Raw genomic sequence first — 13591 nt, 5'->3', positions numbered from 1 at the left:
GTCCGGTCACCAGCGGGTGATCGGACGGCCCACAGCCTGTGCCCTGGGGCGTCCCGGACCTGGCCGTTCGGCAATGCACTGGGTGCGGGAGAAGGGACTTGAACCCTCACGCCTTGCGGCACAGGAACCTAAATCCTGCGTGTCTGCCAATTTCACCACTCCCGCGCGCACGGAGACGACCGACATCACGTCGGTGATCATGGCCGCGCAAGCGTGAAGTTTACGGCCTGTTCGACGAGAAGTAGGCATTCGGGTGCACTAAGACATTTCGTCGCCCTTGACCGGGACACCCGACGGCCTGTCCGAACACCAGACTATACGCCCGTCCGTGCAGGTCAGACCTTCAACGCTTTACGCAGTGAAGCGACATGACCGGTGGCTTTCACGTTGTACCGGGCCAGGGAGATCCGACCCTCGCCGTCGATCACCATGGTCGAACGGATCACTCCGGTCACCGTCTTGCCGTACAGCTTCTTCTCCCCGTACGCGCCATAAGCGGTCAGGACGGCCTTGTCCGGGTCGGACAGCAAGGGGTACGTCAGGGATTCCTTGTCGACGAAGGCCGCCAGTTTCTCCGGGCTGTCCGGGGAGATCCCCACCACGTCGTAGCCCGCCGCCAGAAGAGGCTCCAAGGAGTCCCGGAAGTCGCAGGCCTGCTTGGTACACCCCGGTGTCATCGCTGCGGGGTAGAAGAAGATGATCAGTGTGCGCCCGGCGTAATCGGCCAGACTCACCGTCGTCCCCGAGTCGCTGGTGAGTGTCCAGGTTGGGGCGAGTTCGCCAGGTTCCAGACGGGTCATGGGTTGCTCCTTGGAGGGCTACGACGAGGCGTGTTCCACGGTAGGTTAGTTCAGGACGCCACCGGCCCGCCGGGGCCGCGCAGGAAAGGACAACAGATGAGCCAAGAAGCTCGCAACCCGAACCAGATCGAAGCGGACATCGAAGCCACTCGTACCCGCTTGGCGACCACGATCGACGAGCTGGCCTATCGAGCCAAACCGGGTGTCATCGCACAGCGGCAGAAGGACGCCACCGTCGCGAAACTGCAAGAGACCTTCATGACCCCCAAGGGCGACTTCCGTATGGAACGAGTCGCCATCGTGGCCGCTGCGGTCATCCTGCTCGTCGGCATCGGCATCATGCGCCGCTCCCGTGGCTGATCCAGAACTTCCCGACGACGGGGCCTACGACGAGCCGACCAACACCGACGAACCAGCCGACGCATCACCGCGCCGACAGGCCGTCTCCGAGGGCGGGCTCGCCCTCCGCATGTTGCACGACCGCGTCCTGCTCTCCGACGAAGGGGAGAAGGGCGAACGACAGACCGGCGGTGGGCTGATCATTCCGGCCACCGCCCAGCTGGGCAAACGCCTGGCCTGGGCCACCGTCGTCGCGGTCGGTGCCAATGTGCGGCAGGTACGCCTCGCCGACCGGGCGCTGTACGACCCCTCGGAACGGGCCACCGTGGAACTCGACGGACGAGAATACGTCCTCCTCCGGGAACGTGATCTCCACGCCGTCTCCACCCCGGAGAAGGACCCCGACGCAGGGCTCTATCTCTGACCCGCTCGTCATGGTCGGAACCACCGTGAAGGCCGCCTACCCGTCCACCGGGCAGGCGGCCTTCATCTGTGTGCCGCGGCGAAGTCGATCAGCCGACAGCGGCCTTGTCACGGGCTGCCACGAAAGCCGCCACGCACGTACGGACGTCCTCGGCGGAATGGGCCGCGGACAACTGCACCCGGATACGAGCCTTGCCCTTGGGCACCACCGGGTAGGAGAACGGGATCACGTACACCCCGTCGGCGAGCATCGACTCGGCGATCCGACCGGCGAGGCGCGCGCCGTCCTCACCGGGGAACATCACCGGGACGATGGCGTGCTCGCCGGGCAGCAGGTCGAAGCCGGCCTCGGTCATGAGGGAGCGGAAGAGCGTCTTGTTGGTCTCCAGTGCGGTGCGCAGTTCGTCGGAGGACCGCGCCAGGTCGATCGCTGTGAGGGATCCGGCGGCGACGGCGGGGGCGACCGCATTGCTGAACAGGTAGGGGCGGGCACGTTGGCGCAGCAGGTCGATGACTTCCTGCGGGCCGGACACGTAACCGCCGGAGGCCCCGCCGAGGGCTTTGCCGAGGGTTCCGGTGATGATGTCGACCCGTCCCATCACGTCGAAGAGTTCGTGGGTGCCGCGGCCGTGTTCGCCGACGAAACCGACGGCATGTGAATCGTCGACCAGGACCAGCGCGCCGTATTCCTCGGCCAGGTCGCAGATCTGGGGGAGGGGCGCGTAGTAGCCGTCCATGGAGAAGACGCCGTCGGTGACGATCACCGTCTGTCGGGCGCCGCCGTCGCGGGCCGCGTCGAGTTGGGCGCGCAGGTCGTCCAGGTCGCGGTTGCGGTAGCGGAACCGGCGGGCTTTGCACAGCCGGATCCCGTCGATGAGGGAGGCGTGGTTGAGTTCGTCGGAGACGATGGCGTCCTCTTCGGAGAAGAGCACTTCGAAGACGCCGCCGTTGGCGTCGAAACAGCTGGAGAACAGGATGGTGTCCTCCATGCCGAGGAAGTCGCTGAGACTCGCTTCGAGCTGTTTGTGGAGCTCTTGGGTGCCGCAGATGAAGCGGACGCTGGCCATGCCGAAGCCCCAGGTGTCGTAGGACTCCTTGGCGGCGGCGACGACCTCGGGGTGGTCGGCCAGGCCGAGGTAGTTGTTGGCGCAGAAGTTGAGGGAGGGGGCACGGCCGTCGGCGGTGGTGGTTTCGATGTGCGCCGACTGGGGGGTCGCCAGGCGGCGTTCGTGCTTGTACAGGCCCGCTGCGTCGATTTCCGCGAGGGTCGATGTCAGACGCTCACGCATCTCGCCGTACATGGTGGTGGTTCCTTTCGTGGATCTTCAGGTGGCTGCGTGGGGTCAGCGGGTGAGGTCCATGACGACCTTGCCGCACTGTCCGCTGCGGGCGGCGGCCCAGGCGTCGGGCCAGTCCTCGAAGTCGACCCGGTGGGTGATGACCGATTTCACGGCGTCGCGGAGGTTCTCGGAGGTTTGCAGCATGGAGCTCATCGCATACCAGGTGTCGTACATTTCCCGGCCGTAGATGCCTTTGATCGTGATCATGTGGGTGATGACCTTGCCCCAGTCGATGGGGTAGGGGTCTTTGGGGAGGCCGAGCATGGCGACGCGTCCGCCGTGGTTCATGTTGTCGATCATGTCGTTGACGGCGATGGGCGCGCCGGACATTTCCAGGCCGATGTCGAAACCTTCCCGCATACCCAGTTCGTGTTGTGCTTCCCGGATGGTTTTACGGGTGGTGTTGACGACGAGGTCGGCACCGGCTTTCTCGGCCAGGGCGAGACGGTAGTCGGACAGGTCGGTGACGACGACGTGGCGGGCTCCTGCGTGGCGGGCGATGGCGGCCGCCATCACGCCGATCGGGCCGGCGCCGGTGATGAGGACGTCCTCGCCGACCATGGGCCATTGCAGGGCGGTGTGGGTGGCATTGCCGAGCGGGTCGAAGAGGGCACCGACGTCGGGGTCCATGTCGTCGGGTTGCACCCAGGCGTTGCTCGCGGGGATGACGACGTAGTCGGCGAAAGCGCCGTCGCGGTTGACGCCGATGCCTTTGGTGTTGATGCAGACGTGGCGGCGCCCTGCGCGGCAGTTGCGGCAGAACCCGCAGACGACGTGGCCTTCACCGGAGGCCTTCATGCCGACTTTCAGTGGCATGACTCCTTCGACCTCGTGGCCGACCTCGACGATCTCACCGAAGAACTCGTGCCCGATGGTCATCGGGGGTTTGACGGTGGCGGCGGCCCAGTCGTCCCACTGCTCGAGGTGCAGGTCGGTGCCGCACAGCCCTGCGCGCAGGACCCGGATCTTGACGTCGGTGGGCCCGCATTCGGGCTCGGGGACGTCGCGGAGTTCCAGGCCTGGCCCGGCTGTGGGCTTGACGAGTGCCCGCATGATTGTCCTCCTTCGTGTGGCACACCGTGTCCGTCGCCGGGGGTGGTGGCGGTCGGGGGTGTGTCGGCGGGGTGGTCACGATGCGCCGCCGCGGGCGCAGACATGTCAGACGTTACGCCGGGGGAGCCGGTGGGAGGGCTGATCGGGGGCAGGATCAGACGTTCGGAAGTTTTTTGGGGACTTTTTCTGGTTCTTCGGCGTGTCGTGCATCGGGTGCTGCCCGAGCTTCAGGTCGCTGACCAGCGGATTTCATGTTGAAACTCGAATTCATGTACAGTCGTACTCGTTCGGCAGGCGCCATTAGCTCAATTGGCAGAGCAAGTGACTCTTAATCACTGGGTTCGGGGTTCGAGTCCCTGATGGCGCACCAAACACAGAAATGAGGCGGAACCTTCGGGTTTCGCCTCATTGTGTTTTCCCGGCGGCGCTCGTCCAATGGTGCCCCCAAAGACTCGACATCCTTACCGACGTCTAGTGTCGTGAGTCGTTGGTTCGTTGGCAGTAGCTGGTGAGGGTTTTGAGGATCTGGTCGGCGGTCTTGGTCTAGACGAAGGGTTTGGGGTCGTTGTTCCAGTTCTGGGTCCAGGTGATGATGTCGCGTTCGAGTTCGGTCACGGAATGGTGGGTGAGTTCGGCGAACCAGCGTTCGACGAGGTTGAGGCAGGACGCGTTGGTGGGGGTGAAGTGCAGTATGACGCGGGGGTGTTTGAGTAGCCATGTCTTGACGGCTGGGGTTTTGTGCGTGACTGGGGGCACCTCCCGCTCGCGGGGGAAGTTGTCGAGGACCAGGTGCAGTTCGAGGTCTGTGGGGGTGGCGGCGTCGGCTTCTGTGAGGAATCGGAGGAACTCGACCGAGTGGTGTCGGCGGTAGTTCCGGGCGATGACTGCCCCGGAGATGATGGCCATCGCCGCGAAGACCGTGGTCGTGCCGTGGTGGACGTAGTCGTGGGTGGCCCGCGCGGGTGTGCCGGGCATCATCGGCAGGATCGGCGCGGTCCGGTCGAGGGCTTGGACCTGGGACTTCTTATCCACCACCAGGACCAGGGCGTTCTGAGGCGGGGACATGTACAGGCCGACGATGTCGCGGACCTTGTCCACGAACGCCGGGTCCTTGGACGACTTCGGTGGAGTCTACCGCGTGTGGTTTGAGACCGAAGGCCCGCCAGATCCGCGACACCTGGGTCTGATTCAACCCCTGATCGGCAGCCATCGACCGGGTCGACCAGCGAGTATCTCCGTTCGGCGGAGCCCCCTCCAGTGTGCGGCTGATCAGCGTCTCGATCTGCTCGTCGGTCAGCTTGCGGGGCTGTCCCGGCCGTGGGGCGTCCTCCAGGCCGTCCAAGCGCCCTGTCAGGAAGTGGTCGCGCTACTTCGTCACCGTCGGGGCGCTCACCCCGAGCTGGCGCGCTACGCCCGCCACCGACGGGTCATCGGCGTAGGCCAACACGATTCTCGAGCGCTGCACCAGTCGCGCCGGTGACGTCGGGCGACGCGCCCGCCCCAAGAGCACGGACCGTTCGTGATCAGTCAGGACAAGAGGTTTCGCGGCAGGACCCGGCATACCCTAAGCCTACTAAACAACCAACTTATTACCGACTCAGGACACTAGCAACGGTGTGCCGATGGTCTGCACCCGCGCCACCGGGGATTCACGCGACCGCTGGCGCGCCGCTTAATCCTCGACGCGGTCCTGCCGGTGCCTTCGCGCCTCCGTGAGGAATATCTCTACTGCCTCAAGAGCGCCGGCTGCGCCGGCGCCGCGGCGGGACCCCGCCCTCCGGGCACCCCGCCGCGATCTGCGTTTACGTTGATATTCAAGCCAAAGGTCTTTGCAGCTCGTGCCAGACGGGGCTCGACTGAAATTCACGCAGCTGTTGCTCTTCGAGGTCTTGCCGGACTGTCCTGGATCGGCGGGGCGCCCCCTCTAGCTCCACGGAGAGCCGATGCAGCGCCGACGAGAATCCCGCCAAGTCCGGGTAAATTCTCGCCTCCGTCTTATTGTAGGTCCCCGCAAGGTGTCGAAGCATGCGCCCCTTCACTGGCGTCGGAATGACAATGGCGCAGAAGTCGATATAGGGCGGCCGACCGCGGCTTCGCTCGCCAGGGCTGAACAGGCTTGCGAGGCCCGACTGTGTCGGCGGGCCGCCCCTCGGTGTGAAATTGAACGCCTCTATGCCCTGCACTTCTGAGGGGTGGTCGGTTGAGCCCATCAAGAACAATCCCTGCTGTGCGATCATGCGAGCGTCCTTCGCAGATGGCTCGACCAGAATCGGCATTCGGGACTTCCGGGACTCCTCTAGCCCCTGGCTTAAGCCCCACCCAAGTGGATCTTCGATACGTCCCAAAGAATTCTCAGGAACGTCGGTTGACAGGATTCGGCTCAGTCTCGTTACGTTCATGGCGAACAGCACGCCGCTCGCATCCCTGGTCCCGGAGTTCGGTTGGCACGCGAACCATAGGGCGGTCATCGGATCTTCTGTGAAGTCCAGCAGGCGAGTCGGTGCGCCGTGGTGCTGCAGGTTTGCTAGTAATTGAAGATCTTCCAGGTGAGTGCCCCGATGTGTGCCTAGGCCCCAACCTCGCGCGGAAAGCAGGATGCGCCGTTCTGCATATAGCATCTCACCTTCGCCGGGAGAACCGCGAAATCCATTCGTGAAGTAAGGGCGTGACTGCGTTAGGGCTCGCTGCAGTGAGGATTGCATCTTGTATCGGGCGTTTGAAACGCCCCGCCATACAAACTGCTCGCCTGTCTGGAGTGTGCCAATCCGTGAAATTGCGCGCATCAGTTGATCAACCGATGAGATGCGATATCCCCACCCATCTGTCACCCAATGGTTGGACATGCCCCTCCGTCTCCCGACTGTGTTCCGACCACGATAGAACGTGAACGCGAGACGCGGTGTCCCTGACGCGCTGGTCATGAGAAGCCACTTGGGGCCGCCGACCCGATGCCGAGCATCCGGCCGACTCCGGCCGACTCCGGCCTGCGTCAAGGGCGCTCCTGCGTCGCGTCGCTGCGTGATGGCTACGCCACCCTTGACCCGTACCTCCGTCGTCCTCTCGTGCTCCGCTATCGGATCGGTGGCTCAGTCTGGCCAGCCCAGGTCGGCACTCACGCGGGCACTCGAAGCGCTCAGAATCGTCTCGAAACGGCGACAATCGTCGCGCAACATTTGGCGGCTGACCTGCGAGGACACCATGTCTCGGGGGCCTCAGCCGGAGTTCACTGGGTTCGGGGGCAAGCCCACTGATAACGCACTAAACACAGAAGAGAGAAGATCTATGAGTTCGGTATCACCGTGTTTTCTGGTGGAGGACATGCTGTTGGCGTACTCCGTGGTTCCGGGCCAAGGGGTGCCCTCGCACAAGGACAACAACACAAATGTCATGCGCTCAACCTTGCCTGGAGCGAGAGACCCGAGCCAGAAGAGTCAGATTACTCTCACAATTAGGCAGGATGACCACTGTATTGGGATGAAAATGGCGGTGATCCCTTCCTTGAGTGAACGCGCTGGCGTCTGTCGACGCTACGTCCTTGGCGTCGGCGTCGTTGAAGAAATCAGCTTTGGACAGTCAAAGACCAGCTATCGGCCGAGCGCCCTGGCAAGATCACGGAAATAGTTGTGCCTGGACCAGAAAGCGCGGTCGCCGATCACGTACAAGCGACGTTGCACCCGGCTTGCAGCAACATTGACCAAGTTGGGGGTTCTAGCCCAATTCACGGCAGCTCCAGGCTTATCCGGGTCGCCGCCCAGCACCAGGATCACCACCGGAGCCTCACGACCTTGCGCTGTATGGATCGTCCCCGCGCGCAAGCCGCGATACTCGGTGGTGAGGCCATGCAATCGATCCGCCATCGCGCAAAAAGGAGAGATGGCGATGACATCGGAAGGCGGAACATCTTGCCCGGCAAGATAGTTGAGGGCCTTCTTGAAACGCAGGATCTGATTGGGCTGCAGGTGACTGCCACGGGCCGACGCAGGTTCGTCGGCCCAGTGGCTCACCGCGATGATCGGCCCGTCCGGGCCATCGAAACGGTCTGGATGGGCCGGATCGTCCACCGTGCGGTGCACACCGCTGATCATCAAATCGTTGTAAGCGATCCGGTTGCACAGCGTGAACATGGGGTCATCGCAGCGCCGGTGAACCCGCAGCGGCGCGCTCACCCAGACCTTCTCCTCGCCCTGGTCCAGCACCGTACCGAACCGGGACACCCGGTCGGCCAACGTCTGCACGGACGCGCGAGGCGGGATCCACGTCGACCCGATCCCATAACTGAGGGCAATATTGCGTTGGGCCTTCTTCGGAAGCGTGACCACCGGTTCGATCTGGAGCGGATCGCCGACGGCGATGACGCGCCGAGCACGCCATATGGAGCCGACTGCGTACTGGGGTGAGGACTGCCCCGCTTCGTCGATGAGCAACCAACCGATGGATTCCTGCCCCAGACCGTCGAACATCCGACCAGCTGAGGCGAATGTCGTCGAAATCAACGGGACGGTGAGGAAGAACAACTGCCAAGCTGCCAAGATTTTCTGCGGTGCCAGATCATGTGGGTGGTGACCGGCAACCACATCCATAGCGGCGCGCAAACCGTGAAGCATGTCATGAGCGGCATTGGCGAGAAAACGCTGGTGCAATGTCAACGCGGCGACGAACAGATCCGACCGTGCGGAGTCGAGCTCTTCATCGAGCCACGGCGCGCGCAGCTCGCGTTGGTCTCCCTTTGAACCGGGGTAGGCCTTGCCGAATCGTGCCTGGTCGTGTGCGCAGGCGGTGCTGAGCTGTGCTTGTTCCTGCTGGGTGTGGTCCAAGACGGATTGGACTGATGCCATCCGGTCCTGGGATTCCTGCAGTGTCTGTCGGATCCGGCGGCCGTGCTCGAGGGTTTCCTGTTGCTGTCGTGCGGCGAGGTCGAGTTCGGTGGTGAGTGTGTCGAGTTGTTCGCGCCAGTCCCGCACTGCTCTACCGAGGGAGAAAATCGTTTCCAATACGCCGGGTTTCGCAGCGAGGTGGCGTTCGTGGTTCGCGGTGGCGAGATCCAGAGCGGCTTCGTTGCTCTGCTCGACGGCTAGGTGACGGGTCAGCGCCTGGTTGGATTTTTCGAGGTGTCGTCGTGCCTGATCGGCTACTTTGTGGAGAGATCGTTCACGGTTGGTCAGCAGTGGGTGCCGGCGGAGACGTTCCTGGGCTTGTGCCCGCTCGCTGATGAGACGGTCGACCCGCCGCTCGGCAGCACGGAAGTCGGCTTTGGCCTGAGCCCACGGGGTGTACTCGGCGTCACCGTCACGCCATCGCGTCAGCGTGGTCTGCATTCGCGGCACATTGTCCTGCGGCACCGATCGGTTCCGGGGTGTCTTCTCGTCGAACCAGAACGCCGATTGGAAAGCAGTACGGTTGCGTTTCCGCCCCAGCCTGGCGGCGACAAGTCCCCAAGCCGAAGGGGGCGAGTCGCTCGAAGAGGCGTCTTCCTTGTCGGCGCAGGCCTGCAGGACCTTGGTGGCGATGTCACCGAAGTAGTCGATGTTGCCGCGCCACGGATCGGCGATGGCGTTGTGGGCGGGGATCTCAGCGGTCACATTTTCGACGGCGGCATTGTTCGCCGAGGCGACGACCATTTCGAAACCGGTCAGTTCGGGTCGGAGCTGAGGGACAGCCCGAGAATGGCCAGCAGCATCGGACCATCGGTGGGTCACTTTGGTGAAAGCATCCGCAGGAGTGGCGAGAGCAGCGAGACGTCGAGCTCGTTCGACGACATTCCCCGCGAGGATGTCGCGTAACATCGTCGTCTTGCCGGTGCCAGGCGGGCCGTTTACCCCCATGATTCCGCTGCTCGGGGCGAGGTCTCCCAGGGCCCGGTTGACGGCGTACTGCTGGCTCAACGCCAGCGAATGCTGAGGGGAGGAAGGCCATCGTCCTTTGGGAAGTCGTTCGACACTGGTGGCTGCGTCGATGATGTCAGGATGCGCCACGATGTCGATCCGTTCGGCCACTGGCAACGACGAATCGCCGGTGAGATAGCTGCTGAGAGCAGCGCCCAGGTTGCCGCGCGTCACGTGTTCTCGGACAGCTTTCAGATCGTCCAGGTAGAAGCTGTTCAGGAAATCGGTGGTCGCGCCGTCCAGCGCCCGGCGTTCGGAGACAGCGACGCTGTCGATGATCACGGAATTGCTGGCCAAGTCGTCGAAATCGGTGACACCGGCAACGCCATGGGCAATTCGTAGCAATTCCAGCATGGAGGCCCGGTTGTGGGGAGGGGGCTGTTCACCGCCATCTTCCTGACGGCGTTCGCCTTCGCTGTCGTCGACTTCTTTGGTGAGTTGGGCCTGGGCCTGACCGAATCCTTCCATCCAATGTGGATTCTCCGGCCCGGGGGAGCGGGTTCGGCCTGCCGCCCACAACGCTGAGGAAAGCACGACCGAATCGGGGACCAAACGGCCGTCCTGCGCGATGACCAGTCCCGCGCACGCGCTCTGTCCGTCGGGGCTCTGGTCGTAGGCGTCAGGATCTTCCGCGAATACCTGGCTCAACGCCTCGTAGGTTGCTTTCAGCTGGTAGACGCCCAGATAGACAGTGTGGCGCCAGACCCGGGTGGTCGACCCCACCGGGTCAGGTGGGGCCAAGGACTCCCATGGCAGCGGGTCCTCGGGCTGCCAGATACATACCTGGTGGTCCGAAGGCTGCGTCGCTTTGCGGGTCAGGGCTGGAATCTTTTGTGGGCTGAACAGCTCCAACATCCACCAGAACTTCAGAATCCGAATCCGTTCGTCTTCACTCCGTTCACCGCGCATGGGCCCCATCCTGCCCCGGCGCAGGAAGTGCTGTTGTCCCGGTCGGCAATGAAGTACTTTCTTCAAAGGCCTGGTTGAAGACAAGCCACACACCTCGAATGGAGCATCGGCGTGCGGAGTTCCACCTGCCTCGAAGTCTCTCAACTGTCGAAAACATATGGAGGCAGGCCGATCGTCAGAGATCTCTCCTTCACCGTGAAGGCAGGAGAAGCCATCGCACTGACCGGACCGAACGGTGTCGGTAAGACAACCACCTTGCATTGCCTGCTGGGCACCGTCGAACCCGACAGCGGTCAGGTCTTCCTCGACGGAACACCCCTGGACGAACGCGACCCGAAGGTACGCGCTCGGGTCGCGACCGTGCTGGACGACATGGGATGGTTCCCCGACCTGACCGCAGCGGAACATCTCGACCTGTTCGCCCGCGCACATGGCAGCAACGACCCCTTCGACGCCGTGGACACCGCACTGGAAGCAGTGCAACTCACCGACGCCGCCGACCAACTCCCCGACAGCCTCAGCTCCGGGCAGCGGCGACGACTCGCGTTGGCCACCACTCTGATCCGCCCGTACGACCTGTTGATCCTCGACGAGCCGGAACAACGACTCGACGTCGTCGGCCGCGACTGGCTGGCCGACCACCTGACCCAAGCGAAAAAGGCCGGCGCAGCGATCCTGCTGGCCAGCCACGACCCACAACTGCTCGAACGAGTCGGCGCGCGGATCGTAACGATCATGCCCATCGACGGCAGCGCTGCATGAACACCACGCCGGACCACCTCGTCGAAGAGCGCCGCCGAGCCCGCACAGTCCTACGAGAACTGCGGTGGCGACGCACCTCCGACCAAAAATTCACCGACTCCGCGGCGAACACCGGGTACATGCTCGTCTTGGCTGCGCTGGTGTTCGCCTCGATGGCCGCGGGGCTACTGCGCGGCTCCAGCCTCGCACTCGAGAACACCCTGCGCAGTGACGTGGCCGCTCTGCTGCCGATGATCCTGCCGGTCGCCCTGGCCGGGGCAGCTCTGTGGGCAGCGGCGACAGCAGGGCCCTTAGGCGCACCCTCCGCAGAGCGGACCTGGCTGTTCGCAGCACCAGCAGATCGAGGCGTACTGCTGCGAAGCCGGGTCGTCAGCACAGGCGTACTGGCCTGGTTCGTCGGCGCCGTCCTCACCGGCATCGCCGCCGCCGCAGCCGGCGCGGAAAGCACACTCAGCGACTGGACGGCACGCACAACAGCTGGGGCCGGGCTGACGCTATGGGTGGTCGCCGCCGCAGCCTGGCGGCAGACAGCCTCCCCGACAACCACGGCAGCAGACCGGACTTCCCTGTTCGGTACATCACTGCTGGTGGCTGCCACCCTCGCCGCCACAGCCCTCGCGGCACTACCGACCATCGGCCTGGCCCCACCTACACCGCCCTCGACCGACACCACGGTGATCGCACTCACGGCAGCAGCAGTCACCTCAGCAGGCACGGTGACCCTGCTGCTGGTCGCCCGGCAAGCACACCGGTTGCCGATGAGTGAGATCGCCCGCGGAGGCGACTTCACCGACGCCACCGAACAAAGCATGGCAATGCTGGACAGCGCCGCCGTCCTACAAGCCACCGCGCGACGGAACCTGGCCCGACACGGACGGCGACGAAGCCGCACCCTGACCGGCCACGGCCTGTGGGCCCTCGTTGCCGCTGACGCACGGCGGGTGCCACGACGTCCCGGCCCCTTGCTCGCAGCCACTTGCACCCTGCCCTGGCTATGGCTGTTCACCCCCGCACAGGGATCCTGGGCCGGACTCCTGTTAGCGGCACTGGTCGTCATCCCTACCTCCACGCCCTACGCCGCAGGCCTACGCGCATGGGTGCGTTCGACAGGGCTCCGCCGATCCCTCCCCGGCACCAACCGGTCGCTGGCGCTCGCCTTTCTGGTGGTTCCAGCGGTGGTGGCGACGGCCGTGGCGGCGGTCGCGCAGACGGCAGCGCACCTGTCGGTATGGTCGACACCTTTACTGGTCGGTGCGGCATTGGTCGCGATGACGCATACGGCCTCAGCTCCTGACCTGGCCGATGTCGGCCTGGTCGTGTCGACCCCGGCTGGCGCGCTGCCGGTGGGCGTGGTCAAACGGGTGCTGCGTGGGTCTTCTTTGCCGGCGCTGGTGCTGGCGCCGGGCCTGGTCATGCCGGGGCCGATGATGATGGTCGCCGCCGCAGTGGGCGTCCTGATCGCCGGGTTCTGTCTGTGGCAGGACCTGAGCCAGATCTCCGGTTACTGATCAAGGGTGGGATCGCCTCGCCCGGCGAAGGCGGGTCCGGCCAGGAACCAGCCTGCCGTGATGGTGGGCAGGAGCAGCAAAGTGGCCCAGTAGGGGTGCTGGGTGGCGCTGTCGATGCTGGTGGGAACATGCCACCCTTCGAGGGCAATCATGACCAGCAGACAGACTGCGCCGATGGCGGCAGCGAGAACGACGCGCAACCATTCGTGCCAGATCGCGCGCACTTCCGCGGTGGAGCCCTTGGGCGGTTTGAACGGTTTGGGGCCGTCGGCGAAGCGGTACCGGAACCAGGCGTCGGTCGCTTGGATGATGTGGTGACCGAACGCAATGGTGACGCCCAGATAGAGGGCCGCGAAGGCGTGGGGGCGGGTCGGTTCCGCGCCACGCATCACGTCGATCGCGACGAGGACGAGGAGCGCGAGGTCGACCAGCGGTACCCCGGCGAGGACGAGGGTGCTGAGCCGGTGGGCTCGGAGGAGATAGCGCAACCCGAGCCCACCGAACAGGAGCACCCAGAACATGACCTCTGCGGAAACGATCGCTGCGATCACGACGCCGTGTCCTGCCTGTAGCGT

General features: G+C 64.3%; 10 protein-coding genes, 2 tRNA genes and 2 pseudogenes. 5 read left to right on the top strand and 9 right to left on the bottom strand.

What is annotated here, in order from left to right:
* Positions 1 to 83: 83 nt before the first annotated feature.
* Positions 84 to 165: transfer RNA gene (locus tag DX923_RS08315), tRNA-Leu, on the bottom strand.
* A gap of 170 nt (positions 166 to 335) precedes the next feature.
* Entirely contained in the window at positions 336 to 800 is a 465-nt protein-coding gene (bcp, locus tag DX923_RS08310) for a thioredoxin-dependent thiol peroxidase (RefSeq protein WP_116114043.1), read from the bottom strand.
* A gap of 96 nt (positions 801 to 896) precedes the next feature.
* Between bcp and DX923_RS08305 the strand changes: the two genes are divergently transcribed.
* Complete coding sequence (locus DX923_RS08305; RefSeq protein WP_116114042.1) at positions 897 to 1160, top strand: DUF3618 domain-containing protein; 264 nt, start codon at positions 897 to 899, stop codon at positions 1158 to 1160.
* Positions 1153 to 1563, top strand: coding sequence for a GroES family chaperonin (locus DX923_RS08300; RefSeq protein WP_205413008.1), 411 nt, complete (start codon positions 1153 to 1155; stop codon positions 1561 to 1563). The genes DX923_RS08305 and DX923_RS08300 overlap by 8 nt, the downstream gene beginning before the upstream one ends.
* An 88-nt stretch (positions 1564 to 1651) precedes the next feature.
* On the opposite strand, the gene DX923_RS08295 is transcribed toward DX923_RS08300, so the two are convergent.
* The gene (locus DX923_RS08295; RefSeq protein WP_116114040.1) at positions 1652 to 2863 is read right to left on the bottom strand and encodes a glycine C-acetyltransferase; all 1212 of its coding nucleotides are present in this window, start codon (positions 2861 to 2863) and stop codon (positions 1652 to 1654) included.
* A 42-nt stretch (positions 2864 to 2905) separates the two neighbouring features.
* Complete coding sequence (gene tdh / locus DX923_RS08290) at positions 2906 to 3955, bottom strand: L-threonine 3-dehydrogenase (RefSeq protein ID WP_116114038.1); 1050 nt, start codon at positions 3953 to 3955, stop codon at positions 2906 to 2908.
* Positions 3956 to 4249: 294 nt separating this feature from the next.
* Here tdh and DX923_RS08285 point away from each other — a divergent pair.
* Positions 4250 to 4325: transfer RNA gene (locus DX923_RS08285), tRNA-Lys, on the top strand.
* A 101-nt stretch (positions 4326 to 4426) separates the two neighbouring features.
* Here the strand turns inward: DX923_RS08285 and DX923_RS08280 are convergent.
* The 4 genes and pseudogenes from DX923_RS08280 to DX923_RS08270 form a co-directional block, all read right to left on the bottom strand.
* Positions 4427 to 5516 (bottom strand): annotated as a pseudogene (locus DX923_RS08280) (IS630 family transposase).
* Positions 5517 to 5769: 253 nt separating this feature from the next.
* The gene (locus DX923_RS16690) at positions 5770 to 6192 is read right to left on the bottom strand and encodes a hypothetical protein (RefSeq protein ID WP_240322558.1); all 423 of its coding nucleotides are present in this window, start codon (positions 6190 to 6192) and stop codon (positions 5770 to 5772) included.
* Positions 6193 to 6450: 258 nt separating this feature from the next.
* Positions 6451 to 6657: pseudogene (locus DX923_RS17145) on the bottom strand (hypothetical protein); the annotation flags it as partial.
* Between the two features lie 882 nt (positions 6658 to 7539).
* Positions 7540 to 10746 carry a DEAD/DEAH box helicase gene (locus tag DX923_RS08270; protein ID WP_116114035.1) on the bottom strand — a complete coding sequence of 1069 codons (3207 nt, stop codon included), beginning with the start codon at positions 10744 to 10746 and terminating at the stop codon, positions 7540 to 7542.
* A 111-nt stretch (positions 10747 to 10857) separates the two neighbouring features.
* Between DX923_RS08270 and ccmA the strand changes: the two genes are divergently transcribed.
* On the top strand, positions 10858 to 11508 hold the full coding sequence (ccmA, locus tag DX923_RS08265) for a heme ABC exporter ATP-binding protein CcmA (RefSeq protein WP_116114034.1): 651 nt from the start codon (positions 10858 to 10860) through the stop codon (positions 11506 to 11508).
* Positions 11505 to 13016, top strand: coding sequence for a DUF6297 family protein (locus DX923_RS08260; protein ID WP_116114032.1), 1512 nt, complete (start codon positions 11505 to 11507; stop codon positions 13014 to 13016). The genes ccmA and DX923_RS08260 overlap by 4 nt, the downstream gene beginning before the upstream one ends.
* Here DX923_RS08260 and DX923_RS08255 read toward each other — a convergent pair.
* Positions 13010 to 13567, bottom strand: a complete 558-nt coding sequence (locus DX923_RS08255) for a hypothetical protein (RefSeq protein WP_116114031.1) — start codon at positions 13565 to 13567, stop codon at positions 13010 to 13012. The two genes, DX923_RS08260 and DX923_RS08255, sit on opposite strands and share 7 nt — an antisense overlap.
* Positions 13568 to 13591 lie beyond the last annotated feature (24 nt).

This window comes from Austwickia chelonae (assembly GCF_003391095.1).
GTDB classification, from domain to species: Bacteria; Actinomycetota; Actinomycetes; order Actinomycetales; family Dermatophilaceae; genus Austwickia; species Austwickia chelonae_A.
This window is presented reverse-complemented; position numbering and strand designations above follow the sequence as displayed.